General features: G+C 63.4%; 20 protein-coding genes. 10 read left to right on the top strand and 10 right to left on the bottom strand.

What is annotated here, in order from left to right; translation table 11 throughout:
- Window positions 1-86: 86 nt before the first annotated feature.
- Together U4Y90_RS15810 and U4Y90_RS15805 are read right to left on the bottom strand one after the other, a co-directional pair.
- Window positions 87-944, bottom strand: a complete 858-nt coding sequence (locus U4Y90_RS15810) for a KUP/HAK/KT family potassium transporter (protein WP_321795787.1) — start codon at window positions 942-944, stop codon at window positions 87-89.
- The gene (locus U4Y90_RS15805; RefSeq protein ID WP_321795785.1) at window positions 941-2056 is read right to left on the bottom strand and encodes a KUP/HAK/KT family potassium transporter; all 1116 of its coding nucleotides are present in this window, start codon (window positions 2054-2056) and stop codon (window positions 941-943) included. Before U4Y90_RS15805 ends, U4Y90_RS15810 begins: the two co-directional genes overlap by 4 nt.
- Window positions 2057-2241: 185 nt before the next feature.
- Here U4Y90_RS15805 and U4Y90_RS15800 point away from each other — a divergent pair, with 185 nt between their 5' ends.
- Window positions 2242-2658 carry an RcnB family protein gene (locus U4Y90_RS15800; RefSeq protein ID WP_321795783.1) on the top strand — a complete coding sequence of 139 codons (417 nt, stop codon included), beginning with the start codon at window positions 2242-2244 and terminating at the stop codon, window positions 2656-2658.
- Window positions 2659-3266: 608 nt separating this feature from the next.
- Here U4Y90_RS15800 and U4Y90_RS15795 read toward each other — a convergent pair.
- Window positions 3267-4175 carry a lipopolysaccharide biosynthesis protein gene (locus tag U4Y90_RS15795; RefSeq protein WP_321795782.1) on the bottom strand — a complete coding sequence of 303 codons (909 nt, stop codon included), beginning with the start codon at window positions 4173-4175 and terminating at the stop codon, window positions 3267-3269.
- Between U4Y90_RS15795 and U4Y90_RS15790 the strand changes: the two genes are divergently transcribed.
- A complete protein-coding gene (locus U4Y90_RS15790) occupies window positions 4174-4527 on the top strand; it encodes a hypothetical protein (protein WP_321795780.1) in 354 nt (117 codons plus the stop codon). The genes U4Y90_RS15795 and U4Y90_RS15790 overlap by 2 nt on opposite strands.
- Window positions 4528-5061: 534 nt before the next feature.
- Here U4Y90_RS15790 and U4Y90_RS15785 read toward each other — a convergent pair.
- From U4Y90_RS15785 to U4Y90_RS15775, 3 genes are all read right to left on the bottom strand, one after another.
- Complete coding sequence (locus U4Y90_RS15785) at window positions 5062-8328, bottom strand: adenylate/guanylate cyclase domain-containing protein (RefSeq protein ID WP_321795778.1); 3267 nt, start codon at window positions 8326-8328, stop codon at window positions 5062-5064.
- A gap of 62 nt (window positions 8329-8390) precedes the next feature.
- A complete protein-coding gene (locus U4Y90_RS15780) occupies window positions 8391-9023 on the bottom strand; it encodes a LysE family translocator (RefSeq protein WP_321795777.1) in 633 nt (210 codons plus the stop codon).
- Window positions 9024-9148: 125 nt separating this feature from the next.
- Window positions 9149-9895 (bottom strand): glucose 1-dehydrogenase, encoded by a 747-nt coding sequence (locus tag U4Y90_RS15775; RefSeq protein ID WP_321795775.1) that lies wholly within the window; start codon window positions 9893-9895, stop codon window positions 9149-9151.
- 163 nt (window positions 9896-10058) lie between these two features.
- Between U4Y90_RS15775 and U4Y90_RS15770 the strand changes: the two genes are divergently transcribed.
- The gene (locus U4Y90_RS15770) at window positions 10059-10883 is read left to right on the top strand and encodes a class I SAM-dependent methyltransferase (RefSeq protein ID WP_321795773.1); all 825 of its coding nucleotides are present in this window, start codon (window positions 10059-10061) and stop codon (window positions 10881-10883) included.
- 2 nt (window positions 10884-10885) lie between these two features.
- Here U4Y90_RS15770 and U4Y90_RS15765 read toward each other — a convergent pair whose 3' ends face one another.
- From U4Y90_RS15765 to U4Y90_RS15755, 3 genes are all read right to left on the bottom strand, one after another.
- Window positions 10886-12514 carry an FAD-dependent monooxygenase gene (locus U4Y90_RS15765; protein WP_321795770.1) on the bottom strand — a complete coding sequence of 543 codons (1629 nt, stop codon included), beginning with the start codon at window positions 12512-12514 and terminating at the stop codon, window positions 10886-10888.
- A gap of 90 nt (window positions 12515-12604) precedes the next feature.
- Window positions 12605-12892 carry a DUF1634 domain-containing protein gene (locus tag U4Y90_RS15760; RefSeq protein WP_321795768.1) on the bottom strand — a complete coding sequence of 96 codons (288 nt, stop codon included), beginning with the start codon at window positions 12890-12892 and terminating at the stop codon, window positions 12605-12607.
- The gene (locus U4Y90_RS15755; protein ID WP_321795766.1) at window positions 12889-13755 is read right to left on the bottom strand and encodes a sulfite exporter TauE/SafE family protein; all 867 of its coding nucleotides are present in this window, start codon (window positions 13753-13755) and stop codon (window positions 12889-12891) included. The genes U4Y90_RS15760 and U4Y90_RS15755 overlap by 4 nt, the downstream gene beginning before the upstream one ends.
- A 125-nt stretch (window positions 13756-13880) precedes the next feature.
- Here U4Y90_RS15755 and U4Y90_RS15750 point away from each other — a divergent pair, with 125 nt between their 5' ends.
- Together U4Y90_RS15750 and U4Y90_RS15745 are read left to right on the top strand one after the other, a co-directional pair.
- Window positions 13881-14771, top strand: coding sequence for an IclR family transcriptional regulator (locus U4Y90_RS15750; RefSeq protein WP_321795764.1), 891 nt, complete (start codon window positions 13881-13883; stop codon window positions 14769-14771).
- Window positions 14737-15144 carry a hypothetical protein gene (locus U4Y90_RS15745; protein ID WP_321795762.1) on the top strand — a complete coding sequence of 136 codons (408 nt, stop codon included), beginning with the start codon at window positions 14737-14739 and terminating at the stop codon, window positions 15142-15144. The genes U4Y90_RS15750 and U4Y90_RS15745 overlap by 35 nt, the downstream gene beginning before the upstream one ends.
- Window positions 15145-15648: 504 nt before the next feature.
- Here U4Y90_RS15745 and U4Y90_RS15740 read toward each other — a convergent pair.
- The gene (locus U4Y90_RS15740; RefSeq protein WP_321795760.1) at window positions 15649-16722 is read right to left on the bottom strand and encodes a porin; all 1074 of its coding nucleotides are present in this window, start codon (window positions 16720-16722) and stop codon (window positions 15649-15651) included.
- 428 nt (window positions 16723-17150) lie between these two features.
- Here U4Y90_RS15740 and U4Y90_RS15735 point away from each other — a divergent pair, with 428 nt between their 5' ends.
- Genes U4Y90_RS15735 through U4Y90_RS15715 form a run of 5 tightly spaced genes read left to right on the top strand, consistent with a single transcriptional unit; the run spans window position 17151 to window position 20162 of the window.
- Complete coding sequence (locus tag U4Y90_RS15735; RefSeq protein ID WP_035500201.1) at window positions 17151-17468, top strand: non-heme iron oxygenase ferredoxin subunit; 318 nt, start codon at window positions 17151-17153, stop codon at window positions 17466-17468.
- Window position 17469: 1 nt separating this feature from the next.
- Window positions 17470-17778: a recombinase-like helix-turn-helix domain-containing protein gene (locus tag U4Y90_RS15730; RefSeq protein ID WP_321795755.1), complete on the top strand. Its 309-nt coding sequence runs from the start codon at window positions 17470-17472 to the stop codon at window positions 17776-17778.
- A 17-nt stretch (window positions 17779-17795) separates the two neighbouring features.
- Window positions 17796-18860, top strand: coding sequence for an aromatic ring-hydroxylating dioxygenase subunit alpha (locus tag U4Y90_RS15725; RefSeq protein ID WP_321795753.1), 1065 nt, complete (start codon window positions 17796-17798; stop codon window positions 18858-18860).
- Entirely contained in the window at window positions 18853-19605 is a 753-nt protein-coding gene (locus U4Y90_RS15720; RefSeq protein ID WP_321795751.1) for an SDR family oxidoreductase, read from the top strand. Before U4Y90_RS15725 ends, U4Y90_RS15720 begins: the two co-directional genes overlap by 8 nt.
- A 29-nt stretch (window positions 19606-19634) precedes the next feature.
- On the top strand, window positions 19635-20162 hold the full coding sequence (locus U4Y90_RS15715) for a cupin domain-containing protein (protein WP_321795749.1): 528 nt from the start codon (window positions 19635-19637) through the stop codon (window positions 20160-20162).
- The last annotated feature ends 4 nt before the right edge of the window (window positions 20163-20166 follow it).

The raw sequence follows: 20166 nt of genomic DNA, 5'->3' as shown, positions 1-20166 counted from the left end.
CATCGGAGAACGCCGCTTGCTCGCGTCGCTCGAAGCAAGCGCGTTCTCCATATGGCCGCGCGTTCCTGGCCATAACTGTTTGCGGATCAAAGCACGACCTGAACCCCCAATTCGACAACATCCTCGCTTCGAAGTCCGAAATATTCCGCACTCGATGCGGAATGAAACGACATCTCGCCGAAGAGCCGCTCGCGCCAGCGCGGCATCCGTCCATGCGAGCAGCCGGGCGTCGCCTCGTCGCGCGGCAGGAAGAAGGTCGTGTGCTTCGGGTCGAAGCGCCAGTCGCCGAGCTGTCCATCGAGCGACGCAAGCAGGCGCGGCAGATTCGGCCGCTCGACGAAGCCATGACGCGAGATCACCTCGTAGCAGCCCGCTCCCAGATCGCGCACTTCGATGCGCGTGTGCTCGTCGACACGCGGCGCCGATTCCGAGCGGTTCGCAAAGATCACCGTCGTCTCGTGCAGCACGCGGTTATGGCGCACATTGCTCGTGAGCGCGGAAGGCGTCGCGCCCGGCGTGCTGCCCGGATAGACGGCGGTGCCCGGCACGCGCGCGGGCGGCTCGCCATCTCTCAGCACATCGTGCAGGAATTCGGCGAGCGGCTGCGCGCGCGCCGCATGCGCCTGCGCAAGCTGGAGCCCGCGATGCCATGTCGCCATCAACACGAAAAGCACGACGCCGATCGCGACAGGAAACCACCCGCCTTGCGGAATCTTGTGAATGTTCGCCGCGACGAGCAGCGCGTCGATGCCGATGAGCGGCGCGCTGAGCGCAGCGACCGCGAGCCACGGCCAGCGCCAGATGTTGCGCGTGACGCTGACCATCTGCACGGTGGTGATCAGCATCGTCAGACCGACCGCGATGCCGTACGCGGAAGTCAAGCGGTCGGAGCCGCGAAACGTCAGCACGAGAAACATCACAGCCGTGAACAGAACCGCGTTCACAGCGGGCACATACACACTTGCCCGCGTTGCGACCGCGACGTCTGGATCACGCGCAAACGCGGCAGAAAGCCGAGTTCGATCGCCTGGCTCGTCATCGAGAACGCCCCTGAAATCACGGCCTGCGATGCGATCACGGTGGCGAGCAACGCGATCAGCACGGTCGGTATCAGCGCCCATGAAGGCGCGGCGAAAAAGAACGGCTGTTTCGCCGCGCCAGGCTGATGCAGGATCGTCGCGGCCTGTCCGAAGTAGCCGACGATGATCGCCGGAAACACGACGATGAGCCACGCGAGCCGGATCGCCCGCCGCCCGAAGTGACCGATGTCGGCATAGAGCGCCTCGGCGCCCGTCAACGCGAGAATCACGGCGCCGAGAATGGTGAACGCAAGCCCGGGATGCGCAAGCACGAGCGATCCCGCATAGGCCGGCGAAAACGCGCGCAATACGTCAGGATGCTCCACGATCCGATAGGCGCCCACCGCCGCGAGATAGACGAACCACAGCAGCATGACCGGCCCGAACGACTTGCCGACGGCCGCCGTGCCGCGCGACTGAAACAGAAAGAGCGCAAAGAGAATCGCCGCCGCGAGCGGCACGATGAATGGCTCGAACTTCGCACTCACCTGGCTCAGGCCCTCGACCGCGGAAAGCACGGACACAGCGGGTGTGATCATCGAGTCGCCGTAGAACATCGCCGCGCCGAAGAGTCCCGCCATCAGAAGAACGTGCGGTACGCGCCGCCCTCGCTGCTCGTAGCCCGAACGCGCGAGCGCCGTCAACGCGACGATGCCACCCTCGCCCTCGTTGTCCGCGCGCATCACGTAGCACACGTACTTGCCCATCACGACGATCACGACGGCCCACACGATCATCGAAAGAATGCCCAACACGATCGCCGCGTCGACCTTCCCCGCTTCGCTCACGCCTTGCCTGAGCGCATAGATCGGGCTCGTGCCGATATCGCCGAACACGACGCCTAGCGCACCCACCATGAGACCCGGCAGCGCTTTTTGCGACGCTCCCGCCGACTGACGATCGCTGGCTTCTCGTACGTCTTCGCGCGCGGGGCGCCGGGAGTGATGCTCGCGAGCATCGTTCGATGTCGATGTCATCCGGCGTATACATCCGATATTCGGTGTCGATCGCGAAGCAAAGCGCGTTCCGCTGGCTTGCATCATTCACTTGCTTCGCTGGATTGGTAATCCAAGGTAAGCGTTGCTTACACAAACTCACGTCATTTTTCCCTTTGATTGCGTAGAGTCCGGGCATCGATAACATTACTTCGTGAAGGAAGAACATGAAGAAGAGTCGAATCTTCGCCGCACTGGTTTGCGCAAGCATCGGACTGACGACCGGCGCCGCCTTCGCCCAGCCCTCGCCCGGTGGCCCGGACGGCTATCACGACGCGCATCGCGCTCCGGGTGGTCCCGGTGCGGCCGGCGGTCCCGGTGCGCCTGGTCACGGCCCCGAGATGAACGACCGCAACGGTCCGCGCCCGCCCGAGCACGCGAACAACGAGCCGCGTCATCCGGACTGGCGCAAGGGCGAGCGTCTTTCGGGCGATTACCGCAATCGCCAGTACGTCGTCGACGACTGGCACGGCCACGGCCTCCGTCAGCCGCCGCGCGGCTATCAATGGGTCGGCGTCGGCGCGGACTATCTGCTGGTCGCGGTCGCGTCGGGCATCATCGCGCAGGTCGTGATGTCGCAGTAACCGGAGTTCCGCTGCTCTCGGGCGCTCGAGCGCCGGAAATAAAAAGCCCGCCTATACAAGGCGGGCAATATGCGCTTGACGAGAGGGGGTCAAAGCGCACATCCAACACAGCGCGTCACAGCTTGAATCAGGTTTTTTAAGCCTTTCGGTGGATCGCTTCGGGCGGACTGCTCCGTTCCATCGCCCGGCCCGGCTGATCCGGCGCACTGGCCGTCTGATCGAAGATAAAGCCCATCGCGATATGCTCGGTGTTCGTGGAGCCGCATGCGGGGCACGTATCGTCTTCGAGAGCATCATCCGAGTAAATTAGCTTATTGCATGCTACACAGCGAATTAGCATTTGCACTCCCGATGTTCCATTGAGAACGTTTGATTTATATGTCAAAACGCACGCGTGGCCAATACTTTAATTCGCACTCTTTGACCTCGCTACGGAATCCGTATCCGGCCCGATCAGCCAAACTCGCTATCGCCACTGAAGACTGTAGCAATCGCCGAGCCTGCTTCCGCGAATCGCAGTGTTCGAACGCGTGAGTAACTCCGCCCCCTTCAATGCTGTGCCCGGACGATACGGCCACGAGCCTTCCGCGCTGCATCGGCTGCGCGTTTCAACGCGGATTGGCCGCGATAAGGTTCTTGATCGCCGTGTAAACCGGCTTTTTCGTCACGCCATCATTCAATATGATGCCGTACGGACCCTCGCCGGTAGGCGGATCGTCGTAAAGCTGATAGACCTGAATCGACTGGATGTTGTACTGCGGCGCAATCGCGAGCAGCGCGCCCATCATGTTGTCCGCCAAGAAGGCCGCTGCCTGATCGGCCGTGCCGGGGAAGTCCGGACGCATGCCCAGCTCATTGATCCAGATCGGCTTGCCGAACTTCTGGAGTGTGCCTATCACGTCGTAGCAAAGCGTTCCGCATACGTGGCGGATATCGCCCTGCTCCGAATACCAGTGCCACGCGGTGATGTCCCACGTAACGACCGGATGGCCGCTCGTTCCATCCGGCTGCGTACCGTTCGCGAGCATCACGTCGAAGCCGAGATGCATCCACGTATTGCCGCCAATGATGATCTTGCCGACGGTATCGACCGACCTGATGCCCGCGATCAATCCACGAATGACACCGCGTGCGATCTGGAAGCAAGCGTTGTTGTAATCGGTGCTGTTCACGCCGTCGACCCAGCCGACCAGGCATTGCGGCGCGAGCTCGTTGGTGACCTCGTAATAGGGATATCGCTGCACCTCGACGATCTGATGAGCGAGCGTGTAGCTCGCCTGATAGCCCGAGTTTTCGTCGGGGAAATCGAGGTTCTGCAAGATCACCGGATAAACCGTCACGCCGGATTGCGCCATCATTAGCGCGACGCTCGCGAGCTTCTTCGCGCCGGTCACGTTGGCGACGTCGTTGCGATATAGCTTGACGTTGAGATCCTTCAGTTGCGCGAGCTGTTGCTCGGGTGTGGACGTCTTGTACGGACCGGTCGCGTTGACGTGGCCATTCATGCCGTAAAACATGCTGTCCGAAGGCCTGTTCACGGGCGCCGCCGTGCTGCTCGCACCACTCACCGGCGTCGCGCTCGATGCGGCCGAAGGCGCCGACGCACCGCTTCCGGACGGAGTCGATGCCGCCGCGGGACTCGATGCAGTCGAAGGACTCGACGCACCCGAAGCCGTCGTTTGCGAACCGCCGGTCGTACTCGCGCCGCCACTGCCTTCGCCAGCGCCGCCGCATGCCGCCAGCATGAAAACAACGGCAACAATCAGCGGCATTGAAAGTCGTTCCGGCAAACGGCTGCAAAGCGGCTCGATTATGTGGCCAATAAATGAAATGGAAATGTTCTTTGTCATGGCAGGCTCGGATGATTAAAAGCGATATCGAGCGCCCGGTTCATTTTCGGGAATGAAACACCGCCTCGCTTCGATATTTCAGGCAAAGGGAGCACCCCGGCGGCCGATGCGCGGACAACGCGATGGCCCGGGCATGGCACTCACCGGACGCCACGAGAGACCTCCGCGCCATGGTCGAATCGGAGCGCGAAAAGGTATGTCGGAAAATTGCAGAACAGCTGAGCATGCATTCGTGGATGCATGTCGCGAATACGTTAGTACATCATAATGTCAGCGCCGGGTTATTCAAGCGCCATTGGAAGATCAATAAGATAGTTATCTATCGGATGGCATCAATTCAGTTGATGAATTTTTTCGTGAAATGAAACGCGCCTTTCGTCAGACCGCAAGGCGGTCGTCGGGTTTTACGGATTACTTCGGACCAAATGCTCCTCCGTCTGCGCACCGCTCGGCCGCAGACCGCTCGCTGGCTGCCTGCCAACGCATCGGCATATTTTCAGATTTACTAATTAATTAGAGAGAGTTCAGACTTGCACAGCGACAACGTCACGGATCAGCGCCGCGCGAGCACCGTATCGACGGCGACGAGATGCCGCGCGTAGCCCGCTTGCGCGAGCCATTCTCTCAGCCGCCTAAGCTCGCTCACGATGGCTTCGTCGTCGCGTCGCGTGCGCCATGCCGCGAGCACGCGCCCGCGGAACGCGAAGAGTTGCGACCACGGCAGCGGCTCCTTCTGCGTGTATCGTTCGAGCGCTTCGACATGACGCAGCGCACCGGCCGCATCGCCGCACGCAAGCATCGCATCGATGGCATCGCGATAAAACCACAGATGGTTATGACCGACCGCGCCGAGGCGCAGCAGCGCAGCGCCTTCTTCGAGCAGACGCGCACGCTCGGCTTCGTCGTCGACGGCGAGACTGAGCGCGCTCAACGCCTTCGGCGCGCTGAACTGCATGCCGACCTCGCGGCACAACGCGAGCGATTCGCGCAGCACGCGCACGGCCTCTTGGCGATCGCCGCTATCGAGCAGCAGGCGTCCTTGCAGCTCCAGGCTTTGCGCCTCGAAGCGACGCGCGCCGAGCTGGCGAATGAGCGCGCGTTCCCGATCGAGATGGGCCCGCATCGCGTGCGCATCGCCGAGTTCGTAGCACGCGAACACGCCGAGCGTCTCGCATAGCAACTGCGCACGCGGCTGCCCGACGAGCGCCGCCTCGCGCGAGCCGTCGACGGCATCGGCGCGCGCCTCGCGGGCCTCGTTGAGATACATGCGGCTAAAGCCCATCATCGAGCGATTCGCGACTTCGATGCGTCCGAATCCATGCTCTCGCGCGAGGGCGACAGCGCCGCTGAAATGCTCGAACGCGCTCTTCATGCAGCCTTGCGCATAGGCCGCGTCGGCGAGCCCGCCGAGTGCGCGCGCTTCGGCTTCGGGTGCGTGCAAGCGCTGCGCATGCGCGAGACCGCGCTCGTGCTCGATGCGGCATTCATCGATGCGCCCGAGCGGAAAAAGGATATTGCCGCGCAGATGATGCAGGCGCGCAAGCTCGCTCACGCGGTCGTCGCGTTGCGCTGTCTTCTGCGCGGCATCGATGAGCGCGAGCGCTTCGGCGAGCCCCTCGCTCACGCGCAGGCCTTCGGCGAGACCGAGTTGCGCATCGCAAAGACACGCGTCGTCGGGCGCTTGCGCGAGCGCCGCGCGATAGGTATCGATCGATGCCGCGATATCGCCCAGATCGCGTTGCAACTCGCCCTCGAAGCACATCAGCGCATGACGCTCGCGGGGCATGCGCGCGATTTCGAGCCCGCGTGTGACGAGACGCAGCGCCGCTTCCGTGAAGTGGCCCGCACGTTGCGCGATGGCCGCATCGAGCAATGCCTGCGGCGCGCGTTCGTCTTCCGCACGATCGAGATGCTGCGCGTGAAGCACCGGATCGTTCTTGCCGAACCACTCCGCCGCCCGCCGGTGCAAATCGCGGCGCGGTCCGCGCAGCAGCGTCGAGTAGGCGCTTTCCTGAATCAGCGCGTGCGCAAAGAGGAAGTCGTCACCTTCCGGCGCGATCAGCGCATTGGCGACGAGCGCGCCGCAGTCATAGCCCGGATCGTCGATCAGATGCCGCACGAGCGCCACATCGAAACGCTGCCCGATCACCGAGGCCGCACGAAACGCCGTCCGGTCGCGCACGGCGAGCCGGTCCATGCGCGCGAGCACGAGACTCTGGATCGATGGTGGAATCATGTCGCCGCTGCCTTCCTCCACGTTATGCAATAACTGTTCGAGAAAGAGCGGATTGCCGGCGGCGCGCTCGATGCACGCGAGCGCGACACGCTGGGTCGCGTCGATGAAATGGCTCGCGAGCGACAGCGATTCCTCGCGGCGCAGCGGACCGAGATCGATCGTCGCGAGCGGCCGGTCACGCAGGCGCGCGCGCCAGGCGGCATCGAGCGGATCGCCGTCGACACGCGAAGTCATCACGAGCAATCCCGCGCCTTGCGCGATGCCCGATGCGAATGCGGCGAGATAGCCGAGCAGTTGCGCATCGGCCCAGTGCAGATCTTCGACGACGATCATCGGCGGCGCGCGACGGCACGCGTGCGATGTCAGCGCCGCGACCACAGCCTCTTTGCCGCGTTTGCGCGCCGCGTGGTCCATCGCGTCGTAGAGCGAGCGCCATTCGCCCGCTTGCGGCAAATCGAGCAAGTCGTGCAAGAACATGCGCTGTTCCGGCTCGACGGCGTGAACATTCACCCATCGATCGACGGCGGCGGCGCGCGCTTCATCGTCGGCGGAAGAGGCGAGCCCGAGCAGACTGCCGATGATCGCGCGCACCGGGTCTTGCCCTTTGCCGACGCCGAAATCGAGCACGAAACCGCGATGCACCGTGAAGCCGAGCGTCTGCCCGAAGCCGCGCATCTCCTCGACGAGACGCGTCTTGCCGATGCCCGCCGGCCCGCGCACATACACGACATGGCCCTCGCGCTGCGCGACGCACACACGCGCGATGCCGCGAAACTGCTCCAGTTCTGCCTGCCGTCCGACGAAGCGGCCGCGGCTCGCCTGCACCGACTCGCGCGCCGCGCTTTGCAGCCGCCAGACGCGCGTGGGCGCATCGATGCCCTTGAAACGCATGTCGCCCATCGGCTCACAGAGCGCGCCGTCGCCGAGCGCGCGCTGCACGCCATCGGATAGCAAGGTCTCGCCCGCGCCCGCCGCCGCGACGAGGCGCGCGGCGAGATTCACCGAATCGCCGTGCACCGTGTAGTCCTGCGCGCCCGCGCGGTTGAGCGCACCCGCGACCACTTCGCCGCTCGCAATGCCGATATGCGCGCTCAGCGGACGTGCGTTCCTGGCGGTGAAGTCTGCAAGCGCTGCATGAATATCGAGCGCGGCGCGGGCGGCGCGCAACGGATCCGTCTCGTGCGCGCGGGGTGCGCCGAAGAGCGCCATCACCGCGTCGCCGATGTGTTTGTCGATGGTGCCGCCATAGGCGAGCACGATGTTATCGACGATGCCGGTGAAGCGGCCGATCAGCTCGCGCAGTTCTTCGGCGTCGATCGTTTGCGCGAGCGCCGTGTAGCCGCACAGATCGGCGAAAAGGATCGTGACTTGCCTGCGTTCGTCCGACGGCGCCGGTTCATCGGTATGCGTAATGGCCGCGATCGCCGCGAGCAGGCGCTTGCGATGCCCGAGCGAAACAACGCCGAGTTCCTTCAGATCCGCGTCGGAGAGCGCGGGCAGCGTCGCGGCGTCGATGTCGTTGTCGGCGAACGCCTGTGCGTATTGCCCGAGCTTCAGCCCGCCCAACCATTGTGCGATGTCCATCGTCGTCGCCCGACGCCACGGTTACTTCGATTCTAGTGCGGGCACAGTGCGATGGACACGAATCAGCGGCGCGCTTCGGTCGCCATTCTCAGCGCGAGGCCGGCGAGCACCGTGCCCATCAGCCAGCGCTGAATCAGCAGCCATGCGGGCCGGCGCGCGAGGAAGACGGCGATCGATCCGGCCGTCATCGCGACTGTCGAATTGATGGTGATGCTCAGCATGATCTGCACGACGCCGAGGACGAGCGACTGACCGAGCACGCCGCCGTGCGCCGGATCGATGAATTGCGGCAACAGCGACAGATACAGCACCGCGATCTTCGGATTGAGCAGATTGGTGACGAAGCCCATCGTGAAGAGCTTGCGCGGGCTGTCGACGGGCAACTCGCGCACCTGAAACGGCGAGCGCCCGCCCGGCTTTACCGCCTGCCATGCGAGATACAGCAGATAGAGCGCGCCGCCGAAACGCAGCGCGTCATAAGCGAACGGAATCGCAATCAGCAGCGCGGTAATGCCGAAGGCCGCGCACAGCATGTAGAACACGAAGCCCAGCGCGACGCCGCCCAGCGAAATAAGCCCGGCCGTTCGGCCTTGGCAGATCGAGCGCGAGATCAGATAGACCATGTTCGGTCCTGGCGTGAGCGCCATGCCGAGCGCGACGAGAGCGAATGCGAGCAGTTGCGGCGTGTGAGGCATCGGGCGGACTCCGGCTTGAACGAGGCCGATGCATTCTCGCGCCCGATGCTCGGTGAAGCCAGATACAAAACCGGCGCGGCCCGTCGATACACTTCATCGAAGCCGACGGGGCGGCGCCGTTCGCGTCAACGCATGCCGCCGCTCGCGATGAGGCTTTCGCCGGTCATCCAGCGCGCATCGTCCGATGCGAGAAACACTGCGATCGAAGCGATATCGTCCGGCTGACCGAGGCGTCCGAGCGGCGTTTGCGCGAGCGCGGCCTTGTCGAAATCGGAGTCGATGATGCCCGCCGCGTGTGTGCCTTCGGTCACCACGACGCCCGGATTGATCGAGTTGACGCGAATCTTTCTCGCGCCGAGCTCTCGCGCCAGCACGCCCGTGATCGCATCCACAGCGCCCTTGGTGCCGCTGTAGACTGCGCTCGTCGGCGGCGTGATGCGGGTCACGACCGAACTCACGTTGATGATGCTCGCGCCTTCGCCGAGATGCTTCGCGGCGGCCTGCGTCGTCAGGAGCGTGCCGAGCACGTTGACATTGAACTGCTTGTGGAAATGCTCTTCGGTGATCTCTTCGAGCGCCGCGAATTCGTAGACGCCCGAGTTGTTGACCAGAATATCGAGGCGTCCATAGGTCTCGACAGCGGCATTCACGATGCCTTGCGCATCGGCCGCCTTGGACACGTCGCCGCCCACTGCAATCGCCTTGCCGTTCGCCGCGGCGATGTCCGCGACGACCGCGTCCGCGCCCGCCTTGCTGCTCGCATAGTTGACGACGACCGACGCGCCTTCTGCCGCGAGCGCCTTCGCAATCGCCGCCCCGATACCTTTCGATGCGCCCGTGACGACCGCCACCTTGCCTGCCAGCTTGCTCATGATCGATTCCTTGAAGAGATTATTTAATGCCCGGATGTGCCGGTCGTGGATGCTGCATGACCGGCGCGACAGGATCTAATGTAGACATCTCTTCCGACGCGATAAAGCAGCGTAAAGTGAAAAGACTTGAGGGATCAGGCGAATAATCGATCGGAGGCCGCGCATGAACACGAACATGCTTCGCACGGACGCGAATTTCGCCGGCCAGATTCCCGCGTTGTACGACCGGCTGCTCGTGCCGATGCTCTTCGAGCCCTACGCGGCCGATATCGCGCAGCGCGCGGCGGCGCTCGGTCCATCGCGCGTGCTGGAAACGGCGGCGGGCACCGGCGCCGTCACGCGCGCACTCGCGCGTGCGTTGCCCGCGAATGTCGAGATCGTCGCGACCGACCTGAATCAGGCGATGCTCGATCGCGCCGCGATGACGCCCATCGAGCGGCCCGTGACGTGGCGGCAGGCGAACGCGTTGCAGTTGCCTTTCGACGATGCAAGCTTCGATGTCGTCATCTGTCAGTTCGGCGCGATGTTCTTTCCCGACAAGACGGCGGCCTTCGCCCAGGCGCATCGCGTGCTGCGCGCGGGCGGCGCGATGATTTTCAACGTGTGGGAACGCATCGAAGAAAACGAGTTTGCCGACACGGTCACCGCCACACTTGGCCGTCTTTTTCCCGACGATCCGCCGCTTTTCATGAAGCGCACGCCGCACGGCTATTTCGATTCGGAAGCGATTTCGCGCGACCTCGCATCCGCGGGCTTCGATGCCGCGCCGCGAATCGAAACGATCACGCAACGCAGCCGCGCATCGTCGGCGCACGAAGCCGCCATCGCCTATTGCCAGGGCACGCCTTTGCGCAACGAGATCGAATCACGCGCGGGCGCGACGCTCGACGAAGCGACCTCGACATGCGCCGAAGCGATCGCGGCGCGCTTCGGCTCCGGCGCGATCGATGGAAAGATTCAGGCGCACGTCATTACCGTCCAGCGCTGAAGCTAACGCGGCGTCTTTTGTCCGAGCATTCGATCGAGCCACGCGATCAGCGTATCCGATGAGCACGACGCGCTTCTGAAACCGATGTGCCCATCCGGCCGCACGGCCCACACCATGCCGTTCTTCGCGCCGAACGCGGCGGCGAACTCGCCGGCATCATCGTTCAATGTTCGATACGCTTCGGGCGCAGGCTCGAACGACGACGCATTCGCGGCCCGCGGCGAAACGATCAGCACCGCGCGCGCCGCCGTGCCGAGCACGTCGCCCCATGCATCGACGGCCGCTGCGAACGCGGCGAGGCGCGCGGCGTCGGCGGCGTCGTCGATATAACCGACGAGCGTGTGGCGTCCGCGTCCGAGATGGTCGTGCAATCGTTGGGCATGGCCGATGAACGCCTCCACGAGACCGCCGGCTTGCGGCGCGCGATCGCCGGGCGCGGGCAGCTCGGCCGCCATGTCTGCGCATTCGTCCACGACGATCGGACTGCTTCCGCGATAACCGACGAGCAATTGCGTCTCGCGCATCGCGGGTTTGATTTCGCCGTGCGCGAGCACCGTGTTCAACGCGCGGCTCGTCGATTCGACGACATCGAGCCCGACCGGACGCCGCTCCGCTTCATAACTGTCGAGCAGCGTGCCGCTCGCGAGGCCGCGCGACGCGAGCGTGAGTTTCCACGCGAGATTGTGCGCATCCTGCAAGCCCGTGTTCATGCCCTGTCCGCCGACGGGCGGATGAATGTGCGCGGCATCGCCCGCGAGAAACACACGTGAGCGCGAATAGTGCTGCGCGATCCGATGACTCACGCGATACACCGACGACCAGCGCATCGACGAAAGCCGGGTGTCCTTCGGCAGAATCGGCAGCATGATGCGCCGGATCTCGTCGAAGTCGGGCGTGGAGTTCAGCGTGTGACGGGCGGCATCGTCGGGAAGCAGGACCATCGAGAGGCGATAGCGGCGCGCCGAGCCGCGCACCGGCAGCGCGGCAAGCGTGGTCGATCCCGCTGCGCCCTCGCCCGATGCGTTGAAGCGATACATCCGCCCGCGCGGCAGATTCCAGTCGACATCGACATCGGCGAGCATGAAGGTCTGCGGATATTGATCGCCTTCGTACGCGACGTTCAGGTGACGCCGCACCGTGCTGCGCGCACCGTCGCAGCCGACGAGCCAGCGGCATCGGACGGTGCGGCTCTCGCCGCATGCGTCCTGAATGCGTGCGTCGATGAAGTCACCTGCTTCGATGAAATCGATGAGCGTCGCGCCGTATTCGACGTGTCCGCCATGGCGCGCGAGCGCTGCTTCCAGAATGCGCTCCGTCTCGAACTGCGCGAGCGAGAGCGCGCCGTACGGCAGCCCTGCGCGCGGAATCTCCGCGCTGAACACGGGCGCGCCGTCCTGAAACGTATCGGCGCCGGTGAGCCATACGCCTGCATCGATCGCGTCGCGCGCAATGCCCAGATCCTCGAAAATTTCCAGCGTGCGGGCCGTGACGCCCAGTGCCTTCACGAAGAACACGCGCTCGTCGTGAGCATCGATGATGCGCACGTTCACGCCATCGCGGCGCAATTCGGCGGCGAGCATCAGCCCGACGGGGCCCGCGCCGGCGATCAGCACATCGGTCGTATCGAACATGATGCGATTTCTCCTGAGGAAACCGGCTGATGTCATCGACTGCCGTCAGGGAGAATAACCGCTGTGTGCGCGCCTGTGGCGAATCGCGCGTCAGCCGGCGAGCGGCCCGAGACGCACGCCGATCACGCAGCCCGCCGCGATCACGGCGAGCACCGTCGCGGCGATCGTCACGTAGAGGTAGTTGCGTTGCCGTGCGAACACCGCGAGCATCAGCACGACGCGCAGAACCGGCAGCAGAATGAACAGCGCGACACCCGCCGTCAGCGCGTTCGAGCCGAAGATCAGTCCCGCGCCGATCATCGCGCAGGCGGTCCAGGTGCCGCACTGGAGAAAGGCGGCCAGCAAACGGTCCAGCGTGGCGGGCGTGGCGTGTTTCATCGAGCGACATGCTCCAGCAGATCGATGCCGAAGCCCTGCATGAGCATCTGACAGGCGACGAGCAGCAGCATCGACAGAAACAGAAGGCGCAGGCGCTCGCCGCGCACTTTCATCAGCACGCGCGCGCCCGCGATCGCGCCGATCACCGAGCCGAGCGCGACCGGCCCCGCGGTCGCGCTTACGATCTCGCCGCGCAAAAAATACGCGCTCGCGCTGGCGGCCGCCGTCACGCCGATCATGAAGTTCGAGGTCGCCGTGGAGACCTTGATCGGGAGACGCAGCGCGTTGTCCATTGCCGGAATCTTCAGGATGCCGCTGCCGATGCCGAGCAGCGCGGACACGAGTCCGGCCACGTACATCAACGTGAGACCGGCGGGCACGCGCCGCACTTCATAGGGAATCTCGCGGCGCAGCGCGCTGTCGGGATAGCTCGAATGCAGGCCGAGCGCAGCCGCCAGTCCTTCCGATGGAATCGGCCTCGACGCATCGGCCGGATCTTCGCGGCGGATGAACATCTGCCACGCCGACACCAGCAGCACGCCAGCGAAGAGGAAGTTCAGGGCGGCCACCGGAACGATGCCCGCGAGCAGCACGCCCGTCAGCGCGCCGAGCGTCGTGCCGGTTTCGAGCACGACGGCAAGCCGCACGTTCGTCAGGCCGCCGCGCAGGAAAGCGGCCGCGCCGCCGCACGAACACGCGATCACCGACACGATGCTCGTGCCGATGGCCGCATGCATGTCGATATGGAAGAGCATCGTCAGGATGGGCACGATGAACAGACCGCTCGCCATGCCCAGCATGCCGCCCGCCGCGCTCGAGAAAAGACCCGCGCAAAAGAGCCAGAATGTGACTTCGAGGCTCATTGCATCGGACTCGCTGAAAGTATCGCCATGCATACACTATAACATGTCATAACAAGTTGCAAAAGTCGGCGCCGGACGGTCTCGCGCTATGATTCCTCATCGCACGACAACAACGACAGCCGAACATGGCCCGACGAAGCAAACAGGAAGACATTCAGGCGGAGACCCTCGAGAATACGGACGACGACGCGTCATCCGGCGGCGGTTCCAGCTATCTCGTGCCGGGCCTCGAACGGGGCTTGCGCATCCTCGCGGAGTTTTCAGCGCGCGAGCCGGTGCTGGGCGCGCCTGAGTTGTCGCGACGCATCGGCATTCCGCGCACGACGACGTTTCGTCTGCTGCAAACGCTCGAATCGCTCGGTTTTCTGGAGCGCGTCAACGGTGACCGTAATTTCAGGCTCGGTGTCGCCGTGTTGCGGCTCGGTTTCGAATATGTGAACTCGCTCGAACTGACGGATTTCGGCACGCCGATTCTCGAGCGTCTGCGTGATGCGACCGGGCTGTCCACGCATTTGCTGATCCGCGATCAGCGCGATGTCGTGTTCGTCGCGAAGGCGCAGAGTCACGAGCCGCTGTTCAGTTCGGTGAAGGTGCATGTCGGCACGCGTCTGCCCGCGCACGCGACCGTGCATGGCCATGTGCTGATGGGCGATTTGTCGCTGGCTGCGCTCAGGGCGCTTTATCCCGACGCGCAACTGGAGAAGTACACGGAGCGCACGCCGGCGACCATCGACGAACTCTACGAACGCGTGCAGGAGTGCGCGGCGCTCGGCTATGGATTGAGCGAAGCATCGTTCGAGCGCGGGATATCGGTGGTGACCGCGCCGGTGCGGGATCATTCGGGTGCGATCGTTGCGGCGGTGGCGGCGACCGTGCCGCGGTCGGATATCGGTGCGGATGATGAGAAGGTGCGACTCGTCGGGACGATCTGTGCCGCTGCAATGGAACTTTCGATGCGGTTGAATTATCGGCCTTCGGCTGGTGATCCTACTGCTGCGCTTGCCGCGCTGGCTTGAGCTTTTTTCGCTGGGGCCCGTGTTTCGCGTCGGACTGTTTGCACTGCCCCTGTGCGGGGCGGCAGTCACTTTCTTTGCTTACTTTGCTGCTGTGTTCACCAGGGCTCTCGTGGAATCCCGTATTCGTGGCGGTCTATTAGCTCTGCCCCTGTGCGGGGCGGCAGTCACTTTCTTTGCTTACTTTGCCGCCGTGTTCACCAAGGTTCTCGTGGAATCCCGTATTCGTGGCGGTCTATTAGCTCTGCCCCTGTGCGGGGCGGCAGTCACTTTCTTTGCTGCTGCAAAGAAAGTAACCAAAGAAAGCAGCTTCTCCCATCCAAAGTACTCCACGCCGGCCGCGGCACAGGCGATTGGCCTAATGGTCCGCCAATAGCGAGTGCCCTCACAAGCAGATCACAGCTTGGATCGCGCACGGTCTGTCTCATCGCACCACACACCGAACGGGTTCAGCACGAAATAGCTCCGGCCCGCTTCGCGGCCGACCGGTTAATTGGGGATGCGCGTGCTTCTTTACTAACGCTTCCATCTCACTGCGATTGCAAACCGATGGTTTCCCTTGTGGACCCGGCGGCAGCGCGTAGCGCTGTGCCGGTGCTGTTTCGTGCTGAACCAGTGACCTCGAATTACTAGCACATCAGACCGTGTGCGAGCCAAGCCCTGTTCTGCTTGTTGGGGCACTCGCTACAGGCGGACCATTCAGCCAATCGCCTGTGCCGCGGCCGGTGTGAGGTACTTTGGATGGGGATAGCTGCTTTCTTTGGTTACTTTCTTTGCAGCAGCAAAGAAAGTGACTGCCGCCCCGCACAGGGGCAGTGCTAATAGACCGACACGAATACGGGATCCGGCGAAACCAAACCCAACCCCGAACGCGACGCATTCAGAACGAGTGATGAATACCCGCCAGCACGATCACCTGATTCGCCGTGCTCGAAACGCCCGCCGTAAAGAACGCCGCCTTCGCACCACCTGTCGCATGCTCATAGAGCGCATTGACATACAGTTGCGTCGACTTCGACAACATATAGATATCGCCGATTTCGAACTGCGTCCAGCGCCCGCCCGCGAAGGTCGTCGTCGCCGCACCGCCCGCGATCCAGTTCCACGCCACCGGCTTGAACGTAAGCCCCGCGTCATACGACTGGAAAGTATCCGACTGACCGTTCGACTGCAGCTTCACACGCGTATAAAGCCCGTGCACGACGAACTTGCCGATCTCATATGACGCGCCCGCGCCCATCTCCTCCTGCTTGTCCGCCATGTAAGTCGCGGCGGGCTGGCCCTGGAACGTCGTGAGTCCGGTCGTCGCGATCGCGGGCGTGCGGTTGTGCTCGTTCGAGTAAGTCGCCGCCGCCTTGAATCCACCGTTCGCGTAGGTAATGCCGAAACCGTAGTTGCGCCCCGTCGAGAAGTTGGTCGTGTTGCCGAGGCCCATCATCGCACCGGCGGAAAAGCCGTAGAAGTTCGCCGAGCGGAATTTCGCGGAGTTGTCATAGGGCACGACGCCCGTGTCCGCAAGCTGATCGATGTTGCCCGGATGGAACGCGTACCAGCTCGCCGCAAGATACGCGGTCGAGAGCGGCCCGAGCATGTCGAAGCTGAACGGCGTCTGATGACCGAGCGTCAGCGTGCCGACGTTCTCCTGATCCAGCCCGAGATAGGCCTGACGGTTCCACAGCGTGCCTGCCTTCGCGAAGTTACCCGTGTTCGTATAGAAGCCGTTCTCGAGTTGCGCGACCGTCTTCAGCCCGCCGCCCAGATCCTCGACAACACGAAAGCCCCAACGATCCGGCTGCATGTTGCCCTGTTCCTCCATCCACTTCGGATGGCCGCCGACATTGTTGATATATGCGATGCCGGCATCGAGGCTGCCGTAGAGCGTGACTGTGCTTTGCGCCGCCGCGCCGGTCGCGACCCCGGCTCCGATGAGCCCCGCTGCAATGATGTGCTTCACCCTTCGTTCTCCTAACCGTATGGTTCAAGGACGGGCCCTGTCCGCCAGCCCGTTCCCGCTTGTCGCCGTTATTGCGCTCTATCCCGGATAAGCTATTCGCCGATCGCGTTTTGTTCCATATACGGATCAACGTACTGCCTATGGAAAGTATAGTGAGGTTTCTTGCGCCAAAACAATAAATTTGCGAGGACATCGGGTAGACCCTGAGCGCCGTCGGTCGCACAAGATTTGCTGCAAAAAAAGCATAGGAATCAACGTCGAACGGACGTTCTTACTTCAGGAGAAAACTTTTAAGCGGACCGGATTCAGTGTTTTCACCTAGAGATTCAGATTTTTATTTTCCCGGGCTCAGACCACTCCTATAATGCCCATACACGAACTGCTGTTCCTTTAGTGGAACACAGACGAACCAGAGGAAAGGGTGAAAGATGTCTGAACAATGGCGCTGCGCCGGACATGCCGGCGATCTGTCGGAGGACGCACCGATCGAATTCAAGCTCGATGACGGCGCGGAAATCGGTATCTACAAGGTGGGCGACGAACTGTACGCGCTCGAGAACGTGTGCCCGCACGCATACGCATTGCTGACGCAGGGTTTCGTCGATGGCGACACCGTCGAATGCCCGCTGCACGAAGCGGTGTTTCACATCCCCACGGGCAAATGCCTGAAAGAGCCCGGCGGCCGCGACCTGAAGACGTATTCGGTACGCCTCGCCGGTGAGGAAATCCAGATCAAGGTGGCGTGACATGGAAAAAGTCGTGAACTTCAACCCGCATCTCAAGCCGTGGCTCGCGCCGCAGCCGAATAACGTCGCCGGCAAGGGCGTGATCGAGAAGCCGGGCGAAACCGAAAACTTCATCTGGCAGACGCGCAAGGCAGCGCCGACGCAATACGAAAACGACTTCGGCGATGCCCTCGAACGCGTCTTCGAAGCGGGCGCGCTGGAACTGGAACAAGTGGTCGCGGGCTTGAACAAGGACGGCTTCCGCACGCCGGAAGGCGCCACGTGGACCGCCGATCGCCTCGCCGCAGAACTGCGCACGCTCGCCGAATAAAGAAGGAGCACTTCCCCATGACGTCCCCTCAGCAATCCACGTCCGCCGCCGCCGATTCCGTTCAGGCTTATCTCGATCGCGGCTTGCGCAATTACTGGTATCCCGTCGCGCCGAGCTGGCAAGTGGCGAACGCGCCCATCGGCCTTACGCGCCTCGGCGATCAGATCGTGCTCTGGCGCGACAACGAAGGCAAAGTGCACGCGCTCGAAGACCGCTGCCCGCATCGCGGCGCGCGTCTGTCGCTCGGCTGGAATCTCGGCGGCAGCGTCGCGTGCTGGTATCACGGCGTCGAGATCGATGGCAGCGGCACCGTGCAGAAAGTGCCCGCCGTGTCGGCCTGTCCGCTCGAAGGCCAGAAGTGCGTGAAGTCGTATCCCGTCGAAGAGCACGCCGGCGCGATCTTCCTCTGGTTTGGCGACGACGCCAACAAGGAACCCGCACCGCTCGTGCTGCCGGAAGAACTCGTCGGCGACGAATACGCGAGCTTCCTGTGCATGTCGCACTGGAAGTGCAATTATCAGTATGCAATCGATAACGTGATGGACCCGATGCACGGCGCGTATCTGCACGCGACGTCGCACTCGATGGCCGAAGGCGACAAGCAGGCCGACATGCGCGTGCGCAAGACCGAAACCGGCCTCATGTTCGAGAAGGTGAATCAGCGCGACGTGAACTTCGACTGGGTCGAGCTGGGCGAGACCGGCTGCCTGTGGATGCGTCTCGCGATTCCGTACAAGAAGAAGTTCGGCCCGGGCGGCAACTTCGGGATCATCGGTTTCGCGACGCCCGTCGACAACGACAACTGCCAGGTCTATTTCTGGCGCACGCGCAAGGTGTCCGGATGGCAGCGCGATGCATGGCGCTTCCTGTATCGCAATCGTCTCGAAGGGCTGCATTGGGCGGTGCTGGAGCAAGACCGCTACGTGCTCGAAAGCCTCGCGCCAAACGCACGCGACCACGAATTCCTCTATCAGCACGACGTCGGCATGACGCGTGTGCGGCGCATGCTGAAGCAACGCGCGCAACAGCATCTTGCCGCGCTCGATGCGCTGCCCAAGAACACGGAGCACGCTCATGCGTGATGCGTCGAATGCGCTCGATGGCCGTCGCGTGATCGTGACGGGCGGGGCTCGCGGACTCGGCGCGGCGTTCGTCCGCGCGCTCGTCGCGCAAGGCGCGCGCGTCGCGTTCGGCGATGTGCTCCACGAAGAAGGCGAAGCGCTCGCGCGTGAACTCCGCGACGCGCACTTCTTCCCGCTCGATCTGAGCGATCCGCGCAGCGTCGCCGAGTTCGTCGAGCAAGGCGCGAAGGCATTGGGCGGTATCGATGCGCTCATCAACAACGCCGCGATCACCAACTCGGGCGGCAAGTCCGCCGACGAGCTCACGCCGCAAACGTGGGACGCGGTGATGAACGTCAACGTGCGCGGCACCTGGCTGATGAGCGTCGCGTGCCTGCCGCATCTGAAGGACTGCGGACGCGGCGCAATCGTGAATATCGCATCGGACACGGCTTTGTGGGGTGCGCCGAAGCTGCTCGCGTATGTCGCGAGCAAGGGCGCGGTGATCGCAATGACGCGCTCGCTCGCCCGCGAGTTCGGCGCGAGCAACGTGACCGTGAACGCGATCGCGCCCGGCCTGACCGAAGTGGAAGCCACCGCCTATGTGCCCGCCGAGCGCCACGAGTACTACCTCAAAGGCCGCGCACTGACGCGCGCGCAAGTGCCCGACGACGTGAACGGCCCCGTGCTGTTCCTGCTCTCGGATGCGGCGCGCTTCGTGACGGGACAGTTGCTGCCGGTGAACGGCGGCTTCGTGATGAATTGATTCGTTATCCAAACAAACCGGAGAAGGCAATGGCCGATGCAGACATCGAACGTAAATCGTGGGACCAGCCCGCCGACGCGAGCTTCGAGCAATGGATGGATTCGCGCGTCGCGCGGCTGGAAACGCGCCGCTACGACTGGGACGCACTGAAGTTCCAGGCCGACTACGACCCGAAGTATCGCCGCGCGCAGATGCGCTATGTCGGCACGGGCGGCACGGGCGTCGCGAAGGACATGAACACGATTCCCGCAGGCAGCTTCACGTTTTCGACGATGGTCATTCCCGCCGGCAACATCGGGCCGAGCCACATTCATATCGACGTCGAAGAGATCTTCTTCGTGCTGCGCGGAAAGATGAAAGTCGTCTGCGAAAAGGACGGCAAGACGTGGGAAGCCGTGCTCGGCGAGCGCGATCTCATCTCGGTGCCGCCGGGCGTGTATCGCACGGAGATCAACGTCGGCGAGGAAGACGCGCTGATGTGCGTGATGCTGGGTGCGCCCAAACCCATCACGCCGACGTATCCGCCGGATTCGCCGCTCGCGAAGCTCAAGCGCTGAGGCT

This window comes from Caballeronia sp. J97, from assembly GCF_905220305.1.
Classification (GTDB): domain Bacteria; phylum Pseudomonadota; class Gammaproteobacteria; order Burkholderiales; family Burkholderiaceae; genus Caballeronia.
This window is presented reverse-complemented; position numbering and strand designations above follow the sequence as displayed.

Coding starts and splice junctions, on each gene's coding strand:
- U4Y90_RS15805 (WP_321795785.1), bottom strand. CDS start 2,056: ATGACATCGACATCGAACGATGCTCGCGAGCATCACTCCCGGCGCCCC.
- U4Y90_RS15800 (WP_321795783.1), top strand. CDS start 2,242: ATGAAGAAGAGTCGAATCTTCGCCGCACTGGTTTGCGCAAGCATCGGA.
- U4Y90_RS15790 (WP_321795780.1), top strand. CDS start 4,174: ATGCTGTCCGAAGGCCTGTTCACGGGCGCCGCCGTGCTGCTCGCACCA.
- U4Y90_RS15795 (WP_321795782.1), bottom strand. CDS start 4,175: ATGTTTTACGGCATGAATGGCCACGTCAACGCGACCGGTCCGTACAAG.
- U4Y90_RS15785 (WP_321795778.1), bottom strand. CDS start 8,328: ATGGACATCGCACAATGGTTGGGCGGGCTGAAGCTCGGGCAATACGCA.
- U4Y90_RS15780 (WP_321795777.1), bottom strand. CDS start 9,023: ATGCCTCACACGCCGCAACTGCTCGCATTCGCTCTCGTCGCGCTCGGC.
- U4Y90_RS15775 (WP_321795775.1), bottom strand. CDS start 9,895: ATGAGCAAGCTGGCAGGCAAGGTGGCGGTCGTCACGGGCGCATCGAAA.
- U4Y90_RS15770 (WP_321795773.1), top strand. CDS start 10,059: ATGAACACGAACATGCTTCGCACGGACGCGAATTTCGCCGGCCAGATT.
- U4Y90_RS15765 (WP_321795770.1), bottom strand. CDS start 12,514: ATGTTCGATACGACCGATGTGCTGATCGCCGGCGCGGGCCCCGTCGGG.
- U4Y90_RS15760 (WP_321795768.1), bottom strand. CDS start 12,892: ATGAAACACGCCACGCCCGCCACGCTGGACCGTTTGCTGGCCGCCTTT.
- U4Y90_RS15755 (WP_321795766.1), bottom strand. CDS start 13,755: ATGAGCCTCGAAGTCACATTCTGGCTCTTTTGCGCGGGTCTTTTCTCG.
- U4Y90_RS15750 (WP_321795764.1), top strand. CDS start 13,881: ATGGCCCGACGAAGCAAACAGGAAGACATTCAGGCGGAGACCCTCGAG.
- U4Y90_RS15735 (WP_035500201.1), top strand. CDS start 17,151: ATGTCTGAACAATGGCGCTGCGCCGGACATGCCGGCGATCTGTCGGAG.
- U4Y90_RS15730 (WP_321795755.1), top strand. CDS start 17,470: ATGGAAAAAGTCGTGAACTTCAACCCGCATCTCAAGCCGTGGCTCGCG.
- U4Y90_RS15725 (WP_321795753.1), top strand. CDS start 17,796: ATGACGTCCCCTCAGCAATCCACGTCCGCCGCCGCCGATTCCGTTCAG.
- U4Y90_RS15720 (WP_321795751.1), top strand. CDS start 18,853: ATGCGTGATGCGTCGAATGCGCTCGATGGCCGTCGCGTGATCGTGACG.
- U4Y90_RS15715 (WP_321795749.1), top strand. CDS start 19,635: ATGGCCGATGCAGACATCGAACGTAAATCGTGGGACCAGCCCGCCGAC.